Genomic DNA, 24377 nt, shown 5'->3' with positions numbered 1-24377 from the left:
GACAAGAGCCATGAAGGATTTCTTTGATGTAACCGACAAGGTTGCCATCGTGACAGGTGGGTTGGGCCAGCTTGGCACGCAATTCACCAAACAGCTGGCCGGCGCCGGCGCCAAGGTCGCGATTTTTGCCCGCCGCAGCCGCACAGCCGAAGAGATCGAGGCGCAATTCCCCGGCCTTGGCGACCGCGTGCGGGTGTTTGTGGCGGATGTGCGCGATCAGGACAGCCTGATTGCCGCCACTGATGCGCTGATCGCGGCCTGGGGTGTGCCGGATATTCTGGTCAACAATGCCGGCATCGACAGCAAACCCGATGGCGACGCCGACCAGAACGCCCCGTTCGAGATCTATCCCAAGAAATATTGGGATGATGTGATCGACACAAATCTGACCGGCGTCATGCTGACATCCCAGGTGGTCGGGGCCAAGATGGCCGAGGCCGGGCGCGGCTCTATCATCATGGTGGGCTCGATGTATGGCATGGTGTCGCCCAATCAGGCGCTCTATTCCTATCGCGAGGAACGCGACGGCAAACCGTTCGTCAAGGCGATCTCTTATGCGGCGTCAAAATCCGGTTTGCTGAACATGACCCGCTATCTGGCCACATATTGGGCCACCAAAGGGGTGCGGGTGAACCTGGTGACCTTTGGCGGGGTCAAAACCGGATCGTTTGACAAGGAATTCATCGACGCGTTTCTTCAGCGGGTGCCGATGAACCGTCAGGCCGACATCGAAGAATTTGGCCCGATCGTGCAATTCCTGGGCTCTGGCGCGTCAAGCTATATGACCGGGGCCAATCTGGTGCTGGATGGGGGCTTCACCGCCTGGTGATGTCGGCCTGTCGGCTTTGACCGTCTATGCCGCGCGGGTTTTCCTGCGCGGCTTTTGTCTTTTGCGCTTATCTTGCCCAGAATCGCACCAGGATCGCACCAGTATCACATCAGTTTCATACCCATGCCGCACAGCCGGGGCGCTGGTATTTGCGAATTTACCGGGTGGATGTCTTGACTCTCCCTCTATATTTTAAATATCCGTGAAATAAGGAATAAGCGCGCAGAGCCGCGTTTTCGCCGATCAGACATCAAGAGGCCCCCAAATGAATATTTTCGAAAAATACCTGTCCCTTTGGGTTGCTTTGGCCATGGCGGGGGGGATTTTGCTGGGCAATCTGGCGCCGGGATTGATCGGCGCGGTGGCGGCGGCCGAGGTCGCCAGCGTCAATCTGGTGGTGGCGGTGCTGATTTGGGCGATGGTCTATCCGATGATGGTCGGCGTGGACCCGCGATCGCTGCGCGATGTGGCCAAACAGCCGCGCGGGTTGGTGATCACGCTGGTAGTAAACTGGCTGATCAAGCCGTTTTCCATGGCCGCACTGGCTGTGGTCTTCTTTCAATATGTCTTTGCCCCCTGGATCCCGCAGGAAAATGCGTTGCAATACATCGCCGGTCTGATCCTGTTGGGGGCAGCGCCCTGTACCGCGATGGTCTTTGTCTGGTCACAGCTGACGCGCGGAGACGAAACCTATACCCTGTTGCAGGTGTCGGTGAACGATCTGATCATGGTGGTGGCCTATGCGCCGATTGTCGCAGTATTGCTGGGGGTTACGGACATCACCGTGCCGTGGTCGACGTTGGTGTTGTCGGTGCTGTTGTTCATCGCTCTGCCGCTGGCGGCGGGCTTGGTGACACGCAATCGACTGGGGTCCGAGGCGGCAATTGACCGGTTTCAGGCGCGGGTGAAACCCTATTCCGTGGTCGGTTTGATTGTGACGGTCATGATCCTGTTTGGCCTTCAGGGGCAGGTGATTGTCGCGAAGCCGCTGATCATCTTGCTGATTGCCGTGCCGATCATCCTGCAAAGCTATGGCATCTTTGCGGTTGCCTATGCGGCGGCCTTTGCGATGAAGGTGCCACATCGGATCGCTGCGCCCTGTGCCCTGATTGGCACCTCGAATTTCTTTGAACTGGCGGTTGCAGTCGCGATCAGCCTGTTTGGCCTGAATTCCGGGGCCGCGTTGGCGACGGTGGTGGGGGTTCTGGTAGAGGTGCCGGTGATGTTGACGCTGGTTGCCTTCGCCAATCGAACACGGGCGCGTTTCGCACCAGACCCCGGCACGACCTAGGTCGCAAAAGCCGCCCTGAAGCCGCGCGGCGCAGTCACAATGCGCCGCGCAGGGCGGGTGATCAAAAAACATGCGCTTCGGACCTCATGTGGCTGTCGCACCGCCACATTTGCGCAGATCTTGGGCCAACAATTTGGAAACATGGCTTGATTTTTGTCGGTAAGAGCGATTACCGTAAAATTTACTATGCCGCGCGTAAAGTTTTTCTTTGCCCGACGCCATGATGTGGGTGAGAGCCTGAACATTGAAAATAAACGCAAAAACGGAAAAGCCCGGGGTCTCGACATATGAATGGACGCAAAATCAAGAATATGGAGGAATTCGCGGAAGTTAGCGGAATTTCCCGGCCCACTGTGTCAAAATATTTCAACAATCCGGATTCTGTCCGCAACTCGACCCGGGAACGGATCGAGCGCGCGCTGGAGAAATATGATTATCGCCCCAATATCTTTGCGATGAACCAAAACCGGCGGCTGACCAAGAATGTCGGGGTTGTTGTGCCCTACCTCGCCGACCCCTTCTTTGCCGAGATCGCCCGTAGCATTGAACGCCGCTGTATGACGGCCGGGTTCTTTCCGCTTTTGTTCAGCTCTCATGGCGCGCCAGAGCAGGAAAGGGCGATCCTGGATTCCCTGCGATCCCTGAAACCGGCCGGCGTGCTTCTGGCGGCTTTGGGGCGGTCATCCGACCTGAAGCATATCGAGTCGTTCTGCGCCGAGGTGCCAACGGTCCTGTTTGACAGCTATCTGGAGAACGTCGGAGAAGCCTTTGTTGGTTCGGATAATTCTCAATTTGTACGCATGATGGTGGATTACCTCTGTCGTAGCGGCGAGCCGCCGGTGTTTTTTGAAATGGCAAATCCTGCCAACCCGAACGCCCGCCGCCGCCGCAAGGGTTTTACCGACACGATGGAAATGCTGGGCCACGAACCGGTGATCATCCAGGCCGAGGGAGAGGGCTGGGATTTTGAGGAAATCGGCTATCGTGGCGGGTTGCGGGCCATCGAGCAGCGCAAACTGGTCTCCAACACCGTTTTGTGCAGCAACGACCGCTTGGCCCTTGGCCTGATTGCGGCCGCATATGAAAAAGGCATGCGCGTCGGGCGCGGCCAGGGCTGTGCACTGCGCATTGCCGGAATGGATGATCATCCCTTTGCGCGCTTTACCTGCCCGCCTCTGACGACAATTGCCCAAAGCTATGCCTCCATCTCCGAACGCAGCATCGAGGCTCTGTTCGAGGTGCTGGAGCGTGACGGCGATGTGGGCCCAAGCGATCAGCGTGTCGATACGCTATTTGAAGGGCAGCTTGTCATGCGCGAGTCGGCGTAAACTTTCTGCGATGCAGAAAGTTTGCCGCACTGCGGAAACTTAAAACCTTACGCGCGTAAAATTTTCAATTGACACGAATCTGTGATTCCGGGTATCCATGTTTCATGACATCCAGAAACCAAGGGAGGATATTGGATGAAACTTACGAGCGCACTTTTTGCGGCGTCAGCACTGGTGTCGGTCGCAGCGACCGCAGCCAATGCCGAAACAATCACAGTGGCAACAGTGAACAACGGCGACATGGTCCGCATGCAGGGCCTGACCGCGGATTTCACCGCCAAGACCGGTCACGAAGTTGACTGGGTCATTCTGGAAGAAAACACCCTGCGCCAGCGTCTGACCCAGGACATCACCACCAAGGGTGGCCAGTTCGACGTCATGACCATCGGCATGTATGAAACACCGATCTGGGGTGCTCAGGACTGGCTCATTCCGCTGAATGACCTGTCGGCTGATTACGACATCGACGATATCCTGCCTGCGATGCGCAATGGTCTGTCGGTTGACGGCACCATGTATGCCGCACCTTTCTACGGTGAATCCTCGATGGTGTTCTATCGCACCGATCTGATGGAAGCAGCCGGTCTTGAAATGCCGCATTCGCCAACATGGGCACAGATCCGTGAAGCGGCTGTTGCGATGACCGATCGTGACAACGAAATCTACGGCGCCTGCCTGCGCGGCAAAGCCGGTTGGGGCGACAACATGGCCTTCATCACGGCGCTGGCCAACTCCTTTGGTGCGCGCTGGTTCGACGAAGACTGGAACGCCCAGTTCGACTCGCCCGAGTGGAACGAAGCGCTGACATTCTACCTCGATCTGCTGGAGCAAGCAGGCCCTCCGGGTTCCTCGGGCAACAGCTTTAACGAAAGCCTGACACTGTTCAACCAGGGCAAATGCGGCATGTGGATCGACGCAACTGTTGCGGCCTCCAAGCTGACCAACCCTGATGACTCTGTCGTCGCGGACAAGGTCGGTTTCGCACTGGCACCGCACAAAGAAGGCGTTTCCAAAAACGGCAACTGGCTCTGGGCATGGGCGCTTGCCATCCCGGCCGGCACCAAGAAAGAAGCCGCTGCCAAAGAGTTCATCGAATGGTCCACATCCAAGGAATACATTGAACTCGTCGCCGCAAACGAAGGTTGGGCAAACGTGCCTCCAGGTGCCCGTGTGTCGCTCTATGAGAACGACGAATACAAGAAGGTTCCCTTTGCAGAGATCACACTGGAAAGCATCCAGTCGGCTGATCCGAACAACCCAACCGTAGAACCCGTTCCCTATATCGGTGTGCAATTCGCCGCGATCCCGGAATTTGCAGGTATCGCAGGTCAGGTTGCTCAGGAATTCTCGGCAGCTGTTGCAGGTCAACAAACTGCAGAAGAAGCCCTGGAAAAAGCACAGGCGATCACCACAGAAGAGATGGAAGCCGCAGGTTACTAAGGCTCCTCCCAAGCCGGGGGGCGGCGCAAGCTGTCCCTCGGTCCCCCTTCCCCTTTATTCATTACCAGTTTTATCCGTGTTCCACATGCACTTAGCGTGAGAAGAGAGGAATCGCGTCATGGCGACCCAACACTCCCGATCCGCAGCACGCATGATGATGGCACCCGCAGTCATTCTACTCCTTGGATGGATGCTCGTTCCCCTTATCATGACGCTCTATTTCTCATTCAAGAAATACCTGCCCCTGCGCGGTGGCGATCTTGGATGGGCCGGATTTGACAACTATGTCCGGTTCGTCACCTCTTCGGCCTTCTGGCCGAGTGTCCAGGCCACCCTTGTCATCGTTGGCGGCACATTGTTGATCACCGTCGTGTTCGGTGTGCTTCTGGGCATCCTGCTCAACCAACCGATGTGGGGCCAGGGCGTTGTCCGTATCCTGGTGATTGCACCCTTCTTTGTCATGCCGACCGTGTCGGCGCTGGTGTGGAAGAACATGTTCATGGATCCTGTGAACGGGCTTTTCGCGCATCTTTGGAAATTCTTTGGGGCTCAACCGGTCGAATGGCTTAGCGATGCGTCGATGTTTTCGATCATTACAATTGTCAGCTGGCAATGGTTGCCGTTTGCCACGCTTATCCTGTTGACCGCGATCCAATCGCTGGACGGTGAACAGCTTGAAGCCTCGGAAATGGACGGCGCACCGGTTCTGAAACGGTTTTACTACATTATTCTGCCGCACCTCAGCCGCGCGATCACCATTGTGATCCTGATCGAGACGATCTTCCTGCTGTCGATCTTTGCCGAAATCTTCGTGACCACAGGTGGTGCATTTGGATCTCGGACGCTGACATATCTGATCTTCCAGCGCGTGTTGGAAAGCCAGAACGTCGGACTTGGGTCTGCGGGTGGTGTCTATGCAATCATTCTGGCCAATATCGTTGCCATCTTCCTGATGCGCATCGTCGGCAAGAACCTGGACGCGTGAGGAGATATTAATCATGGCACGTGCCGTTACCAATCAACGCAAAGCGATCAATACCGCCGCTGCCTGGGCTGTGGGTCTGCTGATCTTCTTTCCGATCCTGTGGACCATCCTGACCAGCTTCAAAACCGAAGCACAGGCAATTTCCGATCCACCCGTCCTGTTTGCCTTTGACTGGACGTTGCAAAACTACAGCGATGTTCTGGACCGGTCGAACTATGGTCGGTTTCTGATGAACTCGATCATCATCGCGGGCGGATCAACCATCCTGGGGCTGATCATTGCGATCCCCGCCGCCTGGTCCATGGCCTTTGTGCCATCAAAGAAAACCAAGGACATCCTGCTTTGGATGTTGTCGACCAAGATGTTGCCGGCGGTGGGGGTGCTTTACCCGATCTACCTGATCTTCATCAAACTTGGCCTGTTGGACAGCCGCACCGGTCTGATCATCGTGCTGATGTTGATGAACCTGCCGATCATTGTCTGGATGCTTTACACCTACTTCAAGGAAATCCCCGGTGAAATCCTCGAAGCGGGTCGGATGGACGGTGCCGGTCTGAAGGATGAGATCCTGTTCATTCTGACGCCAATGGCCATCCCGGGCATCGCCTCGACCATGTTGCTGAACTTTATCCTCGCCTGGAATGAAGCTTTCTGGACCCTGAACCTGACAGCGGCCAAAGCGGCCCCCCTGACCGCGTTCATCGCCAGCTACTCCAGCCCCGAGGGCCTGTTCTACGCCAAACTCAGCGCGGCATCCACCATGGCAATTGCGCCGATCCTCATTCTTGGCTGGTTCAGCCAGAAACAACTCGTCAGCGGCCTGACCTTCGGCGCTGTGAAATAAGGACCAGAGATTATGGGACAAATTCAACTGAACCAAGTCACCAAGAGCTTTGGCGATGTCAACGTCATCCCGCCGCTTGATCTGACCATCCACGAAGGCGAGTTCACGGTTTTCGTCGGCCCTTCGGGTTGTGGTAAATCCACCCTTCTGCGTCTGATTGCCGGGCTGGAGGATATCACATCCGGTCAGATCGACATCGACGGCCAGGATGCGACCAACCTGCCCCCGGCCAAACGCGGTCTTGCGATGGTGTTCCAATCCTATGCGCTTTATCCGCATATGTCGGTGCGCAAGAACATCGCATTCCCGATGAAGATGGCCGGCATGGACGAAGCCGAGCAGACCCGCCGGATCGACGCCGCCGCCAAGGCGCTGAACCTGACCGATTATCTTGATCGGCGCCCGGGTCAGCTTTCGGGTGGGCAACGTCAGCGTGTGGCAATTGGCCGTGCGATTGTGCGTGAACCTTCGGCGTTCCTGTTCGACGAACCTCTGTCAAACCTCGACGCGGCTTTGCGGGTCGGGATGCGGCTAGAGATTTCGGAGATGCACAAGCGTCTGAAAACCACGATGATCTATGTCACCCATGACCAGGTCGAAGCGATGACCATGGCCGACAAGATTGTGGTGCTTCAGGCCGGTGTGATCGAACAGGTCGGCTCTCCACTGGAACTGTATCGCGAGCCGCGCAACAAATTCGTGGCTGGCTTTATCGGATCGCCCAAGATGAACCTGATCGAAGGCAGCGAAGCGGCGAAACACAATGCCCATACCATCGGCATTCGCCCGGAGCATCTGGATGTCTCGACAACCGAAGGCCAGTGGCAAGGCACGGTTGGTGTGGCCGAACATCTGGGCAGCGACACGTTCATCCACATCCATGGCATCGAAGGTTGCGATCCGCTGACTGTGCGGGCCGGGGGGGAAGTGGCGGTAAAACATGGGGATACCGTCTATCTGACACCGCAGATGCAGCATTTGCATAAATTCGGGGCCGATGGGCTTCGGATTAGCTGATCCAACCTTTGCAGGGGATGCGCCCCGGCCCTGACGGCCAGGGTGCATCCCATCCGCCATGAAATCCACGGCACCCTCTGTCCGGCCCCGCCGGACCAGAGCAAGTGTTGTTTCCTATTTGCCCCATGTCGATGGCGGCCAGCGTGCAGAGCTGACCGGAAAGGGACCAGAGATGAAATTGTCCGACGCGACCCTGAATGACCTGCCCGCAGCCATTGCGCGCCCGACGTATGACCGGTCCAAGCTGACGCCGGGCATTGTGCATATTGGTCTTGGAAATTTCCACCGCGCGCACCAGGCGTGGTATTTGCATCGGCTGATGCAGGCCGGAAAAGCGCAGGATTGGGCCATCATTGGCGCCGGTGTGCGCAGCTTTGACGAAGCCCAGCGCGCGCGCCTTGCAGCCCAGGATTACCTGACCACATTGATCGAACTTGATCCCAAAGGCACCTCGGCCGAGGTTGTCGGGTCGATGATCGACTATGTGCCAATTGTCGACGGAAATGGCCCGCTGATAGCGCAGATGTCCGATCCGGCCATTCGCATTGTGGCGCTGACCGTGACCGAAGGCGGCTATTATCTTGATCCCGCAACCAAGAAATTCGACGCCAGCCAGGACGATATTCAACATGATGTCGCCAATCCCGGCACGCCGCGGACCGCGTTTGGCGCGATGATTGCCGCCCTGCGCGCGCGGCGCGACGCGGGTCATGCAGCCTTTACCTGTCAAAGCTGTGACAACCTGCCGGGCAATGGCGTCAAGCTGCGGGAAACCGTGATCGGGCTGGCCCGATTGATGGATGCCGATCTGGCTTCCTGGATCGAAGAAAACTCCAGCTTTCCCAATTCCATGGTCGATTGCATCGTGCCCGCGACCGGCCCAAAGGAGCTGGAGCTGGCGCGCAGCATCGGGGTCGAGGACGCCGCGCCGGTCACCCACGAAAATTTCCGCCAATGGGTGATCGAAGATGATTTCTGCAATGGTCGCCCGGCCTGGGAAACGGTTGGCGCCACCCTGTCTGACAAGGTGCACGACTACGAGGCGATGAAGCTGCGGATGCTGAACGGCGGTCATCAGCTTATCGCCGCCCCGGCAGAGATCCTCGGGATTGAAACCATCGCCGACACCATGGCGCATGACGGCATCCGGGCCTATCTGGAAAAGGTCGCATTGACCGAAATCGCGCCGCATGTGCATGACGTGCCGGGCATGACGCCGGCGGCCTATGTCGATCTGATCAGCGGGCGATTTGCTAACCCCAAGATCTATGACACCGTGCGCCGGGTCGCCTTTGACGGATCGTCGCGCCACACCGGGGCGGTGTTGCCGGGTATCCGCGATGCATTGGCGGCGGGCACGCCGGTTTCCGGGCTGGCATTGTCACAGGCGCTTTGGGCACGGATGTGCGCGGGCACCCGCGAAAATGGCAGCGTGATCGAACCAAATGATCCGATCTGGGCACGTTTGACCGCGACGGCCAAACTGGCCAAATCAGACCCGGATCATTGGCTGGCACAGCGCGAACTATATGGTGCTTTGGCTGACAACGCGCAGTTCCGCAGTGATTTTCGTAAATGGTTGACCCTGATTTGGTCAAAAGGCGTCGAAGCCGCCTTGCAAGCCTATCAAGAGTTGTAACGAGTGACGGGTCGGGGCGGAGCAATCCGCACCCTGCCCGGTTTTCAAGGGCACGGGTTCCGATCCCGCACACCATCGGCGGCATGACCTTGCAAAGAGGCATGTCGCCGGTGGCACAGCCCATTTAGTCCAGTGACACCAGCATTTCCGCAATCTTTTCCGGATCATAACGGTCGCTTTTGCCCTGTCGCAGGTCCATGCGGTGACAGGCAATGCCATGGCGTTTGGTGACGGTGGCGCATGCTTTTTCCGACCAGGACGTATCGCAGAGCACATGGGTCATCAGGTGATTGGCCGGGGTGTCATCCCCGGCATCGGCGCGCAGGGGCGTCAGGATGGCATCGACCTGTTCAGCCAGGGAATGGCCAATTGCCTCGGGATCGGGGCCCAGGCTTGGCAGATAGACCTTGGGCACCCGGCGCTGCGCAACCGCACGGCCCACCCCGGCGGGCAGCAAGTTGACAATCACACTGGAATAGAGACTGCCGGGCGGATAGCAGATCACATCGGCCCGCTCGATCAGCCTGCGATTGCGCTTGGGCAGCGGCACTTTGTTCGGCGCAATCTCTTCACGGCCATCGTTCAGAAAAATACGCATGATCGGACTTTTGAGCGCCGCAACTTCCTTGCCGCTGATCAATCGCTGGCTGAGAATGCGACGACCATCCGCCAGATCGACGCCCAGTTGCAGGTTTTCATCCACCACCGCGCGCACAAGACCGCGCACATCCACCATTTTCGACATCAGGAACAGAACCGGCTCTAACGCGCGGCCATTGTCGAGATACCCGCCCGCAAGGATCAGATTGCCTATGCTGGCGTTGCGATAATCGAAATCGGCGGGCACATGATCGCAGAAACTACGCAAATGCGTCTGGATCAATTGCCGCATCGGTTTTGCGACAGCGGCGATCATCGGATGTTTGCCCGAGGTCATCTGGTCGATCTGCTGGCGCAATTCGGCCTGCGGCGCGGTTTTGGACAGACGGTGGCTGAACAGCGCAAACACATCCGGTTGGCCCAATACGGTTTCATCCGCCAGCGCCATCAGCCGACTGCGCAGATCCCCGACCGCAGGCATGTCAAACGCCAGCCGCAGCGCCTGGGAACTGCCGCCGCTGTCAAAGGGTGTGATCAGATGCATCGAATTGAACGTCAGCCGTTTCAACTGGCGGGAAATGTCATTCAGCGCGCTGCCGCCGCTAAAGAAAAGCACACGCGGCCCCAAATGTGGCGCACTGCGCGCCCGGGCCACCCGCAGATCATCAGGCAGTCGCAGGTCACGCGTAATCCGAATAGACGTCATGGCAGTTATGTTCCGACTGATTGAGGCACGGCAATTTCTGTCTTTGAATTGTTATACTTCGCAGCCATAAGGCCGCATGAAATCCGATTACCACATATGTCTGCCGCTGCATCTTGTCTTTTGCAGGGCCAGATCTGATCAATTTACGGCGCGATCCGGGCCTGTTTGGCAACACTTTTCCGGTGCCCTTGGGGCTTTGTCATGAAGATGCCCGATGTCGTCGAAGAAAACATGTCGTTTCTGCTGGCAGAAATGGATGGTCAACTGTCGCGGTTGACCGCCTATTTCGATGCGCCGCGCAGCGAGACCGCCCATCACTTGATCGGGCGCGCCGGGTATTCCCACAATTTGTCGTCGCGGGTGCGCAAGGGCTGTTTGGCCGGCATGATGCGCACCAAAGAGGGCAGCGCGCGGCAAATGCAGCTTCAGGCGGTGGATACCATCGCCCGCAATCTGGACCTGATTTCCCGGCTGGGCCGGCGCGCCGTCGAACATGCCGAAGGCGTCGAGCGCCAGAAACTTCTGCGCGCCGATGCCTATGTTGCGCCGGTGAAACTGGTCCGGGCCTCGGTGGCGCTGGTCCCTGATGCGCTTGACACCCGGGATAGCAAACTGGCGGTCAAGATCGGCACCGCACGGGCCGAACTTGTCGTGCTGCATGACCAATTGTTCCGCACCTATACCCGCGACATGCAGGGCACCAAACATGCCGCCGACCTGGCGCATGGTCTTTTGGTTCTGAACGAAATCTATCGCATGGGCGAAGCGGTTCAGGCGATCAGCGAGGCGATCCTGTCGATCAACATCGGTCAACCGGTTCAATTTGAACGTTATTTCACCCTGCGCAGCGTTCTGGCCGGGGCTGGCAAAGACGAAGAGGTCAAATTGCAGCCGCTGGCCGAAACCCGGTCCGGCAGCGCAATTTCCAGCGCCACCATGCGCAACGCCAAGGGCGACTCTGTCGCTGTGGTGTTCAAGGACGGGGATCGGCGCAAGGTCAAGGAAGAGCGCGTTGGCGTGAAAAGCTGGAATTCGGTCTACCCCGGTCTGGCGCCCGAGATATTTTCCTATGAAAAACGCGGCAATTCGGCGGCGCTTTTGATCGAACATCTCCAGGGCGAAACCTTTGAGGATATCGTGCTGGGCGGCAGTGATGCGGGTCTGGCAGAAGCACAGAATGCCCTGTACAAGACCGTGCGCGACATTTGGCGGCAGACCCGGACAGACGAGCCGGCCGAAATGGCCGCGATGGAGCAACTGGCCAAGCGGATGCAGGATGTCTATCGTCTGCACCCGAAATACGGCCATGGGCGGCTTGGCATCAATGGTCTGGCGATCGAAAGTTTCGATGCCCTGATCACCGCCGCCGCCGCCCGGGAAAAGACGGTCAAAGCGCCGTTTTCGGTCTATATTCATGGCGATTTCAACCTCGACAATGTGATTTATGACGGGGCGGACAAAAAGATCCGTTTTATCGACCTGCACCGGTCGCGTTATATGGACTACGTTCAGGACGTGTCGGTGTTCATGGTGTCGAACTACCGGCTTCAGGTGCTGGATGCGGGCACGCGTGCGCGGATTGCAAATGTGGCCGCAGACATGCATGACATGGCGGCCAAATTCGCCCGCCGCCACAAGGACCCGACATTTGAATATCGTCTGGCGCTGGGGCTTGCGCGGTCCTTTGCCAGTTCGACCCGCTTTGTGGTGGATCGCGGCCATGCCAAACGCATGATGCTGCGCGCCCGCTATATTCTTGACTGTGCGTTGGCCGTGCCCGTGGGCCGCGAGGCGCGCTTCAAACTGCCGATAAGGATGCTGTTTAGTGACTAAGAAAATCGGGGTCATCGGGACCCCCGGAAAATGGTCAACCGAAGCCCTGGCCGACGCGCTGGAGGCGCGCACCGGGTTTCGCTGTGTGATCGACATGGGATCTGTGACGCTGGATCTGGCGGCAGGCACATTGTTTTGCGATGGCGTGGATCTCTGTGGTCTTGACGGGCTGATCCTGAAAAAGATTTCCGAAGACTACAGCCCCGACGCGCTGGATCGGCTGGAAATGTTGCGCGTGGCCGAGGCGCGCGGTGTGCGTATTTTCAGCTCCGCTGAAAGCGTACTGCGGCTGATGGATCGGCTGGCCTGTACGGTGACCCTGACCAATGCCGATGTGCCAATGCCCGCCACAACCATCACCGAAGATGTCGAGGCCGCGCAGGCGGCATTGCTGCGCTACGGCTCGGCGGTGTTCAAACCACTGTTTTCGACCAAGGCCCGCGGTATGATCCTGCTGGATCATGACGCCCCGGATGCGGTAGAACAGATCGCGACGTTCAAAGCCGCCAATCCGGTGATGTATATCCAGCAAAAGGCCGATCTGTCGGGGCATGATCTGGGCATGGTGTTTCTGAACAACGAATATGTCTGCACCTATGCCCGTGTCAGCCAGACGGACAGTTGGAACACGACAATCCATTCCGGCGGCAAATATGCGGCGTTTGATCCGACGCCCGAGCTGATCGAATTGGGCCGCAAGGCGCAGGCGCCGTTTGGTTTGACCTTTACCACCGTTGATATCGCCCTGACCCCGGACGGGCCAATTGTATTCGAGGTCTCGGCCTTTGGCGGCTATAGCGGCGCGCAAAAGGGCTGTGGCATCGACGCGGCGGCGCTGGTCGCGGACCATGTAATCCAAGAGGTCAGCCAATGACCACGATACAGGACATCGTCGCGCAGCTGGACCTCTCCCCTGCCCAAGGCGCAGAGCCGTTTTCACTTCGGGTTGGGCCGGTTGGCATCACCGTGTTTTGCCCCGGCGCATTGCGCAGTGAACTGGTTGCCTATTACGCGGATGCGCTGACGCCGGAACCGGGGGAAATCGTGGTGCATTTGCTGCCCGATCAAATGTTGACCCCGGAACCAGAGTGGAACGATTGGCAGCGGGAGGCCGGAAAATCCGGCCGCAAGGATGCAGTTTGCGACTTGCCGGACGGTCGATTGATCAAAAAGGTCCGCAGCGGTGTGACCTTTGTGCAAAACGCGGATTGGGCCATCGCGATGGGGCCGCTGGCCGAAAATTCCAGCACAGTGATCAATTTCATCAACACCCAGATCCTAAGCCATTGTCTTCGCGATGGGTGGCAATTGTGCCATGCGGCGGCGGTGACGGACGGCGCGGGCACCCTGGCAATCTCGGGTCTGTCGGGGGGCGGCAAATCGACCTCGATCCTGCGCATGCTGGATTTCGACAGCACCCGGTTTGTGTCCAACGACCGGCTTCTGGTAAAGGCCGGACATCCCCCCCAAGCCCTTGGCATCCCGAAACATCCGCGCATCAACCCCGGCACCATTCTGGGCAATCCGCGTCTGTCCGGGATGTTGTCGGATGAGGAACGCGCCCAGGTGCTTGCGCTGCCCGCCGATGCGCTGTGGGATCTGGAGCAGAAACATGATCTGGTAATCCCGGACATCTATGGCCCGAACCGTATCCAATATGATACGCCTCTGACGGATTTCTGGGTGTTGAACTGGAGCCGCGACAGCGATGCGCCAACCAATGTCGCCGAAGTGGATCTGACGCGGCGGCCGGATCTGCTTGGCGCGATCGTCAAAAGCCCCGGATCGTTTTATCAGCACCCGGATGGCAGGTTTGAGCCCAACGGCGCGATGCCGGTGCCGGAACCCTATTTGTCCGCGCTGCGCGGTGTCCGGGTCTGCGAAGTGTCGGGCCGGGTCGATTTCGATGCGCTGGCGCAATTTGGACGGCAGATTTTTGATGGCTGACACCGGATTTGTCGCGATCCTGCGGCATGGCGCTTATGAACAACGCAGCGGCGCGCCGTCCGCGCGGCAACCCTTTGCCCTGACCAGCCAGGGCAAGGCCCAGGCCCGCGCCGCGGCGCTTGCCCTGGCAGAGATGATCGCGGCCCATAACCTGGCCGTTGGCCCCGTCATCCATGCGTCGCGCCAATTGCGGGCCTGGCAAACCGCGTCGGAAATCCTGATCACGTTGCAGGATTGCGGCATCGGGGTGGAACGGATCACGGAAACCTCTGATCTTGCCGAACGCGGGGTCGGGTCGGCGGCCAATCTAACCCTGGCCGAGATCGAAGCCGTGCTGCGCGATGATCCCCGATATGGGCCGCCGCCCGCCGGGTGGAAATCCGACAGCGACTATTGTCTGCCGCTGGAAGGCGCGGAATCCCTGATGCAGGCCGGGGCGCGGGTCGCCGGGCACTTGCAATCGACGGTGACACCCGGCCAGCTGACAATCCACGTCGGCCATGGGGCGTCCTTTCGCCATGCCTTTCATCACCTTGGGGTGCTGGCGCGCGAAGATATTGCCCGTTTGTCGATGTTTCATGCCCAACCGTTACTATTCTGTCATGGGCCGCATGGTAACTGGCGTCACTTGACCGGAGAGTGGAAAGTGCGCGCGCCCAAGGAAGAGGCGATGGACTGACCGCAGCGACATCTCTGGTGACGACTGACGGAAAGGCCGACCTTGGAATCCCCTCCCTTGCCCATGCACCCTGCGGCGCATCTTTTGCCGTCCGTTTTTGACACCGATTCTTGTCTTGCCGATCTGCCGCGCGACACAGAGCCCTGGCTGGATCGTCGCGCGCAGCGCCAGATCGCCGATTGTCTGGCCCGTGTGGGGCATAACGGCGGCTGGCATTGGCCGGACCGTCCGGTGGTGTTTGTCTCTGACCCGCATGCCGATGCCGAAGGATTCCTGCGGTCCCTGATCGCGGCGGGCGTCATCCGGCGGGACATGGGGCGGATCGTTCTGACCGAATTCGGCACCCAGGCCCGGATCATTCTGGGCGGGGACAGTCTCGACAAGGGGCCAAGCAATCTGGCGCTTCTGGATGCGTTGAATGCGCTGCGCCACACTGGCGCGGATGTGCATATTCTGGCGGGCAATCACGATCTGCGAATGCGCATGGCGGTGGCGGCGCTGCGCGGGCCCCGCGATGCCCTGCGCGAACATCTTTTTGTGCGGATGGGGCGCAAGATCCTGCCAATCCTGCGCGAGGTGCTGGACCGGTTCGTGACAACCTCCGATCTGGCACAATTGCCGGATGAGGCCGCCTGCAAGGCCCGATTGACGCCGCGCGCGGATTGGCCGGACCGTTTTGCGGTGGCGGCCAAAGGTCAGGTGCGCCCGAAGGTGATCCGCAAAGAGACAAGCAAGCTTTTGGAAAAGCTGAAAAAATTCGACACCCATTGCGCCGCCACCGGCATGAGCTATCGCGAGATCCTGGCAGCGGCATTGAAATGCCACGAGGTATTTTTCGAACCCGCTGGCGCCTATGCCTGGTTTTTTGACGCCATGGATGTGGTGACGCGCAGCGGCTCCTTGCTGTTTGTGCATGCCGGCCTGTGTGACAGCATGTGCGCCTTGTTGGCGAGCGAAGGCACCGATGCGGTTAACGCCCGGTATCGCGCAGAGGCGGAACAGGCCTCGCTTGGGTTCTATTTCGGGCCCTTGGCCAATCTTGTGCGCACCAAATACCGCAAATCGGATTGCCAATTGACCGACACCGGGGTCAGCGCCCTGACACAGGCGGGCATCCACATGGTTGTGCAGGGCCATGTCAACAATCACCGTGGTCAGCGCCTGTTGGCCAAACGCGGTGTGCTGCATCTTGAGGGCGATATCACCCTCGACCGGACCTCGCGCAGGCTGGAAGGGCTGGAGGGGATCGGCGCCGGTGCAACCTTGATCTTTCCGACCGGAGATGTGATCGGGTTAAGCCGGGATTATCCGCGGGCCAAACATTTTGCGCCTGAACGCATGATCTGAGCACCAGACAGGGCCGGGAGACATCACATGGGCAGTTCGAACAAGCGATTTTCGCATGAATCCCTTCAGAATGCGAAAACAATCAAGGCCCTGCTCACCGCCTTGGCCAAGGGGTTTTCCAAAGGCGAAATGGTGCTGGGTGACGACGATGACACCCTGGTTCTGAAGACTGCCGATCTGATGAATGTCCGCATCAAAGGCGAGGTCGAAGACGGCAAATCACAGGTCAGCCTGCGGGTGACGTGGACCGACCCGTCAGAGACCGCGCCGCGCAAGGGCACGCCGCGCATCGACTCTTGAAACATATTGCGACAATTTCCGGCTCCGATCGGCGCTTGACCGCTTAACCCCGGCCATTGCCGATTTTTCCTGACGCTTTAAACTCTTGCACAGGCATTGCATGACGGCGGTTTTCCGCTAGATGCAACATGATGCCCGGACATATGGTCCGATGAAAGGATGAAGCGTTTGGATCAATCTGATCTGGATAAATGGATGGCCTGCCCGAAATGCGATTTCGTCTATTCCGTGCCGGAAGTGACATCGAATGAACGGGCCTATTGCCATCGCTGTCATACGGTGCTGATTGCGCCGCGGCGCAAGGCTGGCAAGCAGATCATTGCTCTTGCCGCCAGCGTTCTTATCCTGATCGCCGGGGCAACCGTCTATCCGTTTCTGTCGATCTCTGTCGGTGGCCAGACCCACAGCGCCTCTATTCTGGAAACCGCATTTGCCTTTTCCGGGGCGTTGACCGCATTGGCGGTGGCGGTGTTGATGTTCATCGTCATCATTCCGGCGGTGCGGCTGGTGTTGTTGATCTATGTGCTGTTGCCGGTGATCCGCGATCTGGCGCCGGCACGATATGCCAAACCCGCCTTTCGCATGGCCGAGGCGCTGACGCCCTGGGCGATGGCGGAAATCTTTGCGCTGGGATGTGCGGTGGCCCTGGTCAAACTGGCTGATCTGGCGGATGTCGCTTTTGGGCCGGCGGCCTGGATGTTCGCCGCCATGGTCCTTTTGGTGGTTTTCGCCGAAAGTCTGATGTGCCGTTATTCGATCTGGCGGTCGCTGGACCAATGACAAGCGCGCGTGACATGGGGCTGGTGGCCTGTACCCGCTGCACTCGGGTGTCCCCGATGGGCAGCACGATCTGCGACCGATGCGGCAGCACGCTTGCCTCGCGCGATACAGCTTCGCTGCAAAAGGTCTGGGCCTGGTGGTTTGTCGGTCTGATCTGTTATATCCCGGCCAATCTTTATCCGATGTTGGAAACCCGCACGCTGGGCAATGTGTCGAACGCGACAATTGTCGAAGGGGCGGTGGAATTGGCCCATCACGGCGCATTTGGCGTGGCCGCGATCATCCTGATCGCCAGCGTGCTGATTCCGGTGTCGAAATTCATGATCATCGCGGTGCTGGCCCTCGGCATTCAGCGCAAAAGCAGCATCAGCGCGCATTACCGTCTGATCCTGTTCGAAATCGTCGAATATATTGGCCGCTGGTCGATGATCGACGTCTTTGTGGTGGCCATTCTTTCGGCATTGGTCCAATTTCAGACCCTTGCCTCGATGACACCGGGACGGGCGAGCCTGTTTTTTGCGCTTTCGGTCGTCTTTACGATGCTGTCAGCCCAAAGTCTTGATCCTAGACTGATCTGGGACAGCGAAAACAACCATGATACCGACAGCCCGGCCGCAACCGGCCCATCACAAACCAGCTTAGAAAAGGAACGCTCTGCGTGACGAATTCCGACACCCAACCGCCCAAAGCGCCGATCAAGGCCGCGCGCAAGGGAGTGTTCAAGGGCATTTCCTTTATCTGGTTTGTCCCGGTCATTGCCTTGGCTGCGGTGGTGGGCATTGCCGTGCAGAATTACCTGGACAAGGGTCCGGTGATTCACATCAGCTTTGAAAATGCGTCCGGCGTGCAAAAAGGCGCAACCGAATTGCGCTATCGCGACGTGACGGTTGGCGTGGTCGAAGATGTCGGATTTACCGACGGTCTTGGCCGGGTCGAGGTCACGGTGCGGCTGGACAAGGAAGTGGCGGATTACGTCGACGCCGGCGCCCAGTTCTGGGTCGTGCGCCCGCAGGTGACCGCGCAGGGGGTCTCGGGGCTCAGCACGGTGTTGTCCGGTGTCTATATCGAAGGGTTCTGGGACAATACGGCAGAGGGGCTGACCGAAGAGTTCGCCGGCCTCGCCGATGCCCCGCTGGATCGCAGCGGCGTAGGCGGTTTGCGGCTTTTGTTGCGGGCCACCGGGGATGCGACGTTGACCGCCAATGCGCCAATCCTGTTTCGCGGCATTTCCGTCGGGCGGCTGGGAAGCCCGACCATTTCCGCCGATGGGTCCACCGCCGAGGTTCAGGCGGTGATTTTTGCCCCGCATGACAAGCTTATCAATTCCGCCACCCGGTTTTGGGATGCGTCGGGGTTCTCTTTCTCTTTCGGGCCCGGTGGCGCGGCTTTGGATTTTTCCTCGGTTGCATCGCTGGTGTCTGGTGGCGTCACCTTCGAAACCATGATTTCCGGCGGTGATCCGGCCGCTTCGGGCGATGTCTTTACCGTCTTTTCCGAAGAAGCCTCGGCGCGGGCCAGCCTGTTTGCGCCAGAGGATGGCGACATCTTCAGCCTGTCAGCGGTGTTTGATGACAATATCGCAGGTCTGGCGGTGGATGCGCCGGTGGAACTGAACGGGTTTCGCATTGGGCGGGTTTCGGCAATCAATGGTCTGATTGATGACGAACGGTTCGGCGATCATCGCGTGCGGTTGGCGGTCTCTTTGGCCATCCGTCAGGGGCGGCTTGGGCTGGCTGATGGCGCGGGCGACGATGCGGTTCTTGACTATTTCCGCACACGGGTCAGCAATGGGTTGCGGGCACGGCTTGCCACCGCATCCATCCTCACCGGTGGATTGAAGGTCGAGCTGGTCGAAGTGGCGGATGGCACCGCCGCCGAATTGTCGGACAACGAAGAAGGCTATCCGATCATTCCGACCACCGAAAATGAAATCGCCGATGTGTCGGCCACCGCCGAAGGCGTGTTCGAACGCATCAACGCCCTGCCGGTGGAAGAGGTGATGCAACAGGCCATAAACCTGATGGCCAATGCCAGCGCCTTGATCAGCAGTGATGACACCCGCGCGGTGCCGGGCAATGTGAACAATCTGCTCAGCGATGCCCGTGGTCTGGTCAATTCCGAAGATCTGCGGGCATTGCCGGCCCAGTTGGGGGCCACCGTAACCGAACTGGACAAGCTGATCACGCAATTCAACGAGGCCGCCGTCGCCGCGCAGCTGACCGCCGCCCTGGCCGAGGCGACCACCGCCGCGCAATCCGTAAACAGTTCCGTGGCCGGCGTGCCCGATCTGATCACCCGGATGAATGCCATTGCCGCCAATGTCGAAAAGCTGGGGATCGAGGCGATCGGCAACGATCTGAGCGCACTTCTGGCGACCACCGAAACCCTGCTGGCATCGGATGAAACCAAGGCCCTGCCCGGTCAATTGAATGTCGCATTGGCCGATCTGAGCGCGTTGTTGACCAAGCTGGGCAACAGCAAGATCATCGAGAACGCCGAAACGACACTTGTGTCCGCCAGCAAGGCCGCGGATACTTTTGCCGAAAGCGGCAAGGCATTGCCGGCATTGATCAAACAGATGCAGGGTGTCGTCGCACAGGCCCTGACCACATTGGAAGGGTATGAGGCCAATGGCGGTCTGGGCCGCGAAGCCCGACTGGCGCTGGCCGAAATACAAAAAGCTGCCAAAGCCGTTGCATCGCTGGCCAAAGCGATTGAACGCAATCCGAATTCTCTGCTCACAGGACGATGAAGCCCATGTTGAAAATCCGACCCATTGCTGCCCTTAGCCTGCTTGCGGTTCTGGCCGCATGTGCATCCACAGTCGAACAGCGGGTCACGATCCCGGTGGCAGAAGTGCAGCAGAAACAGCGCATTGCTTTTGGCTCTGTGGCGCTGCGCGAAGTGTCGTTGCCGACCTATGGCGGCGCAGAGGAGGTGTTCATTGTCAATGAATTCGGCCTGCTCAGCAAAAGCGAAGGCATATTCTGGGCCGATGATCCCACCCGCGCGATCACGCTGGAAATGACCCGGCATCTGACGCAAATCAGCGGCGCGCGCGTCGCCTCGGAACCTTGGCCGTTCGAAGACTCGCCACAGGCGACAGTCGAGCTGCGGGTTGAGGATATGCTGGCAGGCACCGATGGCGTGTTCCGTCTGTCCGGCCAGTATTTCGTGACCTCCGAAAACGGTCGCAACCGGGCGAAACTGTTCGATCTTGAGGTGCCGATTCAGGGCGAATTGGGCGCGGCCAGCATCGCCGCTGCGCTGGCGCGTGCGGTTCAGGATCTGGCCTATGAAATCGCGCGCAACGGGTTGCGCTAGGGTCCGCACCGCGCGCCCGACACGGCCAATGGCCGGAAATAGCGTTGTGTGGCGATCAGATCCTGCCAGATCTTGAAAAACAAAGGGCGGCACCGGACCCAACAACATGGTCCAGTGCCGCCAATATTCGCAAATCAGCCCCTAGATCACCGGAAGAGCGGATTTCATCGCGCTCAGCACATCATCGGCGGGTTTGGTCCACCAGTTTTCCGCTGAAAAGATCTCGACCTCGACCAAGCCGTCGAAACCTTCGGCTTCGACCATTTGGCGAAAGGCGGGGATGTCGATCACGCCGTCCCCCATCATGCCGCGATCGGTCAGCATGTCCTGGGTCGGGTTCATCCAGTCGCAGACGTGAAAGGCCAACAACCGGTCCTTGCCCGCGCGTTTTATCTGGGCCGCAATCGCCGGATCCCACCAGATGTGATAGACGTCCAACGCCACGCCGATACCGTCGCCCAATTGGTCGCAGATATCCAGCGCCTGCCCAGTGGTGTTCACGCAGGCACGGTCAGCGGCATACATCGGGTGCAGCGGCTCGATGCCGATCTTCACCCCAACGGTGCGGGCATAATCCAACGTTTTGCCCAGCCCTTCGGTGACAATATCGCGCGCGGCGACGATATCCTTGGACCCTTCGGGCAGACCACCCACCACCATGACGAGGCATTCGGCGCCAATTGCGGCGGCCTCATCCACAGCGCGTTTGTTGTCGTCGATGACCTTTTGCGTCAAAGCGCCCTCAGCCGTGTACCACCCGCCACGACACAGGCCGGAAACCCCCAGCCCCGCGTCGCGGATCAGCTTGGCGGCACGGTCAACGCCACATTCCTGTAGCTTGTCCCGCCAGGGGGAAATGCCGCCGATGCCATGGCGGACACAGCCCTCGATACATTCTTCGAGGGTCCATTGCTTTGACACCGTTGCGGTGTTCAGCGACAGATCTGCGGCGGAAAGCGTTCTCATACCGATACCCCGCGTGCCTGAAAGACCGGCGTTGCGCGGCGGACCACTTCGTCCGGGTCGGTGAACAATTGCGCAGCATTGGCAAGGCGGATCGCCTCGGCCAGATGCAGGGTCGAGCGGGCACTTTCCTGACCGCCGACCATGGTGAAATGGTCCTGATGCCCCATCAGATAGGCCATGAACACCACCCCGGTCTTATAGAACCGCGTTGGCGCCTTGAAGATATGGCGGCTGAGCGGCACCGTGGTGTCAAAGGCGGCGTGATAGGCCGTATTGTCGCCTTCGGCGAGGGCGTTCAACGCGCGACAGGCCGCCCCGGCGATGGGATCAAAAATCCCCAGCAGCGCATGGGAAAACCCTTGTTCGTCGCCTTTGATCAGCTCAGGATAGTTGAAATCGTCGCCGGTATACATCACCACACCCGCCGGAAGGCCGCGGCGCATGGCGATTTCCTTTTCCGCTGAAAGCAGTGAAATCTTGATGCCGTCGACCTTGTCGGCATTATCAGCAATGACCGAAAGACAGGTCTCCATCGCGGTCATATGATCGGCATTGCCCCAATATCCCGCCAGCGCCGGGTCGAACATCTCGCCCAGCCAGTGCAGGATCGCCGGTTGCTTCAGGCCCGACAGCACGCGGCCATAGACGCGGGCATAATCGTCGGGCGATTTCGCAGCCTGCACCAGCGCGCGGCTGGCCATCAGGATGACGCGGCTGCCGGTGGCTTCGACCGCCTCGCACTGCATTTCATAGGCGGCGATCACGTCGTCGATGGTGACATCCGGGCCGGGGACCAGATGGTCGGTCCCGGCGCCGCTGGCGATCAACGCGCCGTCGGGGGCGACGTCCATGCTGCGCTGGATCAGCTCCAGCGACGTGGCCCAGTCAAGGCCCATGCCGCGCTGAGCGGTGTCCATCGCCTCGGCCACGCCAAGACCCAGCGACCAGAGGTGCTGCCGGAAGGCCAGCGTGCGGTCCCAATCGACGGCCACACCATCGCCGGGGTCCAGATCCGCCAGCGGATCGGCGACCACATGCGCCGCGGCATAGGCCGTGCGGGTCCAGCCGCCGCCCGGTGCGGGAACCGGGCCTGCGGTCAGATCAAGCGGGGCGGTGCCCCCGCCGGGGGTGGGAAGGATCAATTGTGCCATGTCGCTCCCCCCCCTCAGATGTCCAGCGCCGGAACGTCGAGCCAGCGACGCTCTTGCGAGCTTTGATAGCCCAGTTCTGCCAGCTGCACGCCTTTGGCGCCTTCTTCCAGCGTGTAGGACCACGGCGCATCTTCGACCACGTGGCGCAGGAATTGTTCCCATTGCACCTTGAAACCATTGTCGAATTCGGCGTTGTCCGGCACTTCGACCCAATCATCGAAGAAATTCATTGTCTGCTTTTGATCGGGGTTCCAGACCGGCTTGGGCGTGTTTGCGCGCGCCTGGGAATAGCAGGTGTGCAGACCGGCCACGGCGCTGCCATGGGTGCCGTCGATGTGGAAGGTCACAAGGTCATCGCGACGCACGCGAGTACACCACGAGCTGTTGAGCTGGGCAATGATGTCGCCTTCCAGCTCAAAGGTCGCATAAGCCGCATCATCGGCGGTGGCGTCATACCGTTCGCCGTTTTCGTCCCAGCGTTCGGGGATATGGGTAACGGCGTTGCAGGACACCGATTTGACCGGAGCAACAACATTATCAAGCACATAGCGCCAGTGGCAGAGCATATCCGACACCATGCCGCCGCCGTCCTGCTTGCGATAGTTCCACGATGGGCGCTGGGCCGGCATCCAATCGCCTTCGAACACCCAATAGCCGAATTCGCCGCGCACAGAGAGGATCTTGCCGAAAAAGCCGCTGTCGCGCAGGCGCTTCAGCTTCAACAATCCGGGCAGGTCAAGCTTGTCATGCACGATGCCGTTTTTCACACCTGCGGCCTTGGCGTGTTTGGCGATGGCAATCGCCTCTTCCAGACCTTCGGAAACGGGTTTTTCCGAATAGACATGTTTACCGGCATCAATCGCCTTGCGCAGAAGGCCGGGGCGCATCTGGGTGCTGGCGGCATCGAAAAAAATCGTGTCGTCGGGATTGGCCAACGCCGCATCCAGATCGGTGGTGTAGCGATCAACGCCATGTTTGGCGGCCAGTTCGGCGATCTTCTTTTCGTTGCGGCCAACGATGATCACATCCGGCACCAACCGGTCGCCGTTTTTCAACAGCATGCCACCCTGATCCCGGATCGCCAGAACCGAACGGATCAAATGCTGATTCATGCCCATCCGTCCGGTGACGCCGTGCATGATGATGCCAATACGCTGTGTGGTCATTGTCTGTGGTTCCTTATTCCTGCGGTCTGGCTGAAGTGGTGATTGCCCTCGGGGGATGTCCCCCGTGGTGGGGCGTCGGCAAATGCGTGCGACATGGTGGTCCTCCTCCCGACGATCCATAAACTACTAATTAGTAGGTTATGATTTTTCTGTCAAGCGACGCAAGCCAAAGATCAGTGATTTTGACGGGTGGGTCTGATGAAGA

Annotated in this window: 22 protein-coding genes; 18 read left to right on the top strand and 4 right to left on the bottom strand. The window is 59.1% G+C overall.

The annotated features are described in order from the left end of the window. The first annotated feature begins 10 nt into the window (after positions 1–10). From Q4577_RS14695 to Q4577_RS14660, 8 genes are all read left to right on the top strand, one after another. A complete protein-coding gene (locus Q4577_RS14695; protein ID WP_303470103.1) occupies positions 11–829 on the top strand; it encodes an SDR family NAD(P)-dependent oxidoreductase in 819 nt (272 codons plus the stop codon). Positions 830–1094: 265 nt separating this feature from the next. Next, on the top strand, positions 1095–2120 hold the full coding sequence (arsB, locus tag Q4577_RS14690; RefSeq protein ID WP_303470105.1) for an ACR3 family arsenite efflux transporter: 1026 nt from the start codon (positions 1095–1097) through the stop codon (positions 2118–2120). Between the two features lie 287 nt (positions 2121–2407). Beyond that, positions 2408–3448 carry a LacI family DNA-binding transcriptional regulator gene (locus Q4577_RS14685; RefSeq protein ID WP_303470107.1) on the top strand — a complete coding sequence of 347 codons (1041 nt, stop codon included), beginning with the start codon at positions 2408–2410 and terminating at the stop codon, positions 3446–3448. A 135-nt stretch (positions 3449–3583) separates the two neighbouring features. Next, complete coding sequence (locus tag Q4577_RS14680; RefSeq protein ID WP_303470110.1) at positions 3584–4888, top strand: sugar ABC transporter substrate-binding protein; 1305 nt, start codon at positions 3584–3586, stop codon at positions 4886–4888. 118 nt (positions 4889–5006) lie between these two features. Then, a complete protein-coding gene (locus Q4577_RS14675) occupies positions 5007–5873 on the top strand; it encodes a carbohydrate ABC transporter permease (RefSeq protein ID WP_244691049.1) in 867 nt (288 codons plus the stop codon). A 13-nt stretch (positions 5874–5886) separates the two neighbouring features. Next, positions 5887–6717, top strand: coding sequence for a carbohydrate ABC transporter permease (locus Q4577_RS14670; protein ID WP_303470112.1), 831 nt, complete (start codon positions 5887–5889; stop codon positions 6715–6717). A gap of 12 nt (positions 6718–6729) precedes the next feature. After that, entirely contained in the window at positions 6730–7734 is a 1005-nt protein-coding gene (locus Q4577_RS14665) for an ABC transporter ATP-binding protein (RefSeq protein ID WP_244691047.1), read from the top strand. 172 nt (positions 7735–7906) lie between these two features. After that, positions 7907–9373: a mannitol dehydrogenase family protein gene (locus tag Q4577_RS14660; RefSeq protein WP_303470115.1), complete on the top strand. Its 1467-nt coding sequence runs from the start codon at positions 7907–7909 to the stop codon at positions 9371–9373. 124 nt (positions 9374–9497) lie between these two features. On the opposite strand, the gene Q4577_RS14655 is transcribed toward Q4577_RS14660, so the two are convergent. Continuing rightward, positions 9498–10679: a GAK system CofD-like protein gene (locus Q4577_RS14655; protein WP_303470117.1), complete on the bottom strand. Its 1182-nt coding sequence runs from the start codon at positions 10677–10679 to the stop codon at positions 9498–9500. A gap of 201 nt (positions 10680–10880) precedes the next feature. Here Q4577_RS14655 and Q4577_RS14650 point away from each other — a divergent pair, with 201 nt between their 5' ends. From Q4577_RS14650 to Q4577_RS14605, 10 genes are all read left to right on the top strand, one after another. Beyond that, entirely contained in the window at positions 10881–12512 is a 1632-nt protein-coding gene (locus tag Q4577_RS14650; protein ID WP_303470118.1) for a phosphotransferase, read from the top strand. Continuing rightward, positions 12505–13386 (top strand): GAK system ATP-grasp enzyme, encoded by an 882-nt coding sequence (locus tag Q4577_RS14645; protein ID WP_303470120.1) that lies wholly within the window; start codon positions 12505–12507, stop codon positions 13384–13386. Before Q4577_RS14650 ends, Q4577_RS14645 begins: the two co-directional genes overlap by 8 nt. Continuing rightward, entirely contained in the window at positions 13383–14459 is a 1077-nt protein-coding gene (locus tag Q4577_RS14640) for an HprK-related kinase B (protein WP_303470122.1), read from the top strand. Before Q4577_RS14645 ends, Q4577_RS14640 begins: the two co-directional genes overlap by 4 nt. After that, on the top strand, positions 14452–15138 hold the full coding sequence (locus Q4577_RS14635; RefSeq protein ID WP_303470123.1) for a histidine phosphatase family protein: 687 nt from the start codon (positions 14452–14454) through the stop codon (positions 15136–15138). Before Q4577_RS14640 ends, Q4577_RS14635 begins: the two co-directional genes overlap by 8 nt. 63 nt (positions 15139–15201) lie before the next feature. Beyond that, a complete protein-coding gene (locus Q4577_RS14630) occupies positions 15202–16485 on the top strand; it encodes a metallophosphoesterase family protein (protein ID WP_303470314.1) in 1284 nt (427 codons plus the stop codon). Positions 16486–16512: 27 nt separating this feature from the next. Then, positions 16513–16785 carry an amphi-Trp domain-containing protein gene (locus Q4577_RS14625; RefSeq protein WP_244691039.1) on the top strand — a complete coding sequence of 91 codons (273 nt, stop codon included), beginning with the start codon at positions 16513–16515 and terminating at the stop codon, positions 16783–16785. A gap of 159 nt (positions 16786–16944) precedes the next feature. Further along, positions 16945–17565 (top strand): paraquat-inducible protein A, encoded by a 621-nt coding sequence (locus Q4577_RS14620; RefSeq protein ID WP_303470127.1) that lies wholly within the window; start codon positions 16945–16947, stop codon positions 17563–17565. Further along, positions 17562–18227 (top strand): paraquat-inducible protein A, encoded by a 666-nt coding sequence (locus tag Q4577_RS14615; RefSeq protein WP_303470129.1) that lies wholly within the window; start codon positions 17562–17564, stop codon positions 18225–18227. Before Q4577_RS14620 ends, Q4577_RS14615 begins: the two co-directional genes overlap by 4 nt. Then, positions 18224–20317 carry an intermembrane transport protein PqiB gene (locus Q4577_RS14610; protein WP_303470132.1) on the top strand — a complete coding sequence of 698 codons (2094 nt, stop codon included), beginning with the start codon at positions 18224–18226 and terminating at the stop codon, positions 20315–20317. The genes Q4577_RS14615 and Q4577_RS14610 overlap by 4 nt, the downstream gene beginning before the upstream one ends. Positions 20318–20322: 5 nt before the next feature. Continuing rightward, positions 20323–20889 (top strand): membrane integrity-associated transporter subunit PqiC, encoded by a 567-nt coding sequence (locus Q4577_RS14605; protein ID WP_303470134.1) that lies wholly within the window; start codon positions 20323–20325, stop codon positions 20887–20889. A gap of 141 nt (positions 20890–21030) precedes the next feature. On the opposite strand, the gene Q4577_RS14600 is transcribed toward Q4577_RS14605, so the two are convergent. From Q4577_RS14600 to Q4577_RS14590, 3 genes are read right to left on the bottom strand one after another with little or no spacing between them, the layout of a single operon-like run. Next, positions 21031–21855, bottom strand: coding sequence for a sugar phosphate isomerase/epimerase (locus Q4577_RS14600; protein WP_303470136.1), 825 nt, complete (start codon positions 21853–21855; stop codon positions 21031–21033). Next, positions 21852–23006 carry a dihydrodipicolinate synthase family protein gene (locus Q4577_RS14595; protein ID WP_303470139.1) on the bottom strand — a complete coding sequence of 385 codons (1155 nt, stop codon included), beginning with the start codon at positions 23004–23006 and terminating at the stop codon, positions 21852–21854. The genes Q4577_RS14600 and Q4577_RS14595 overlap by 4 nt, the downstream gene beginning before the upstream one ends. Before the next feature lie 14 nt (positions 23007–23020). Further along, positions 23021–24172, bottom strand: coding sequence for a Gfo/Idh/MocA family protein (locus tag Q4577_RS14590; protein WP_303470142.1), 1152 nt, complete (start codon positions 24170–24172; stop codon positions 23021–23023). Positions 24173–24377: the final 205 nt, after the last annotated feature.

The organism is Marinovum sp. 2_MG-2023, from assembly GCF_030548265.1.
Lineage (GTDB): Bacteria > Pseudomonadota > Alphaproteobacteria > Rhodobacterales > Rhodobacteraceae > Marinovum.
The sequence above is the reverse complement of the archived record's forward strand: the minus strand, read 5'-3'. Positions and strand labels throughout refer to the sequence as shown.

Coding starts and splice junctions, on each gene's coding strand:
- Q4577_RS14655 (WP_303470117.1), bottom strand. CDS start 10,679: ATGACGTCTATTCGGATTACGCGTGACCTGCGACTGCCTGATGATCTG.
- Q4577_RS14660 (WP_303470115.1), top strand. CDS start 7,907: ATGAAATTGTCCGACGCGACCCTGAATGACCTGCCCGCAGCCATTGCG.
- Q4577_RS14680 (WP_303470110.1), top strand. CDS start 3,584: ATGAAACTTACGAGCGCACTTTTTGCGGCGTCAGCACTGGTGTCGGTC.
- Q4577_RS14615 (WP_303470129.1), top strand. CDS start 17,562: ATGACAAGCGCGCGTGACATGGGGCTGGTGGCCTGTACCCGCTGCACT.
- Q4577_RS14640 (WP_303470122.1), top strand. CDS start 13,383: ATGACCACGATACAGGACATCGTCGCGCAGCTGGACCTCTCCCCTGCC.
- Q4577_RS14675 (WP_244691049.1), top strand. CDS start 5,007: ATGGCGACCCAACACTCCCGATCCGCAGCACGCATGATGATGGCACCC.
- arsB (WP_303470105.1), top strand. CDS start 1,095: ATGAATATTTTCGAAAAATACCTGTCCCTTTGGGTTGCTTTGGCCATG.
- Q4577_RS14670 (WP_303470112.1), top strand. CDS start 5,887: ATGGCACGTGCCGTTACCAATCAACGCAAAGCGATCAATACCGCCGCT.
- Q4577_RS14665 (WP_244691047.1), top strand. CDS start 6,730: ATGGGACAAATTCAACTGAACCAAGTCACCAAGAGCTTTGGCGATGTC.
- Q4577_RS14695 (WP_303470103.1), top strand. CDS start 11: ATGAAGGATTTCTTTGATGTAACCGACAAGGTTGCCATCGTGACAGGT.
- Q4577_RS14620 (WP_303470127.1), top strand. CDS start 16,945: ATGAAGCGTTTGGATCAATCTGATCTGGATAAATGGATGGCCTGCCCG.
- Q4577_RS14590 (WP_303470142.1), bottom strand. CDS start 24,172: ATGACCACACAGCGTATTGGCATCATCATGCACGGCGTCACCGGACGG.
- Q4577_RS14625 (WP_244691039.1), top strand. CDS start 16,513: ATGGGCAGTTCGAACAAGCGATTTTCGCATGAATCCCTTCAGAATGCG.
- Q4577_RS14635 (WP_303470123.1), top strand. CDS start 14,452: ATGGCTGACACCGGATTTGTCGCGATCCTGCGGCATGGCGCTTATGAA.
- Q4577_RS14630 (WP_303470314.1), top strand. CDS start 15,202: ATGCACCCTGCGGCGCATCTTTTGCCGTCCGTTTTTGACACCGATTCT.
- Q4577_RS14650 (WP_303470118.1), top strand. CDS start 10,881: ATGAAGATGCCCGATGTCGTCGAAGAAAACATGTCGTTTCTGCTGGCA.
- Q4577_RS14595 (WP_303470139.1), bottom strand. CDS start 23,006: ATGGCACAATTGATCCTTCCCACCCCCGGCGGGGGCACCGCCCCGCTT.
- Q4577_RS14605 (WP_303470134.1), top strand. CDS start 20,323: ATGTTGAAAATCCGACCCATTGCTGCCCTTAGCCTGCTTGCGGTTCTG.
- Q4577_RS14600 (WP_303470136.1), bottom strand. CDS start 21,855: ATGAGAACGCTTTCCGCCGCAGATCTGTCGCTGAACACCGCAACGGTG.
- Q4577_RS14685 (WP_303470107.1), top strand. CDS start 2,408: ATGAATGGACGCAAAATCAAGAATATGGAGGAATTCGCGGAAGTTAGC.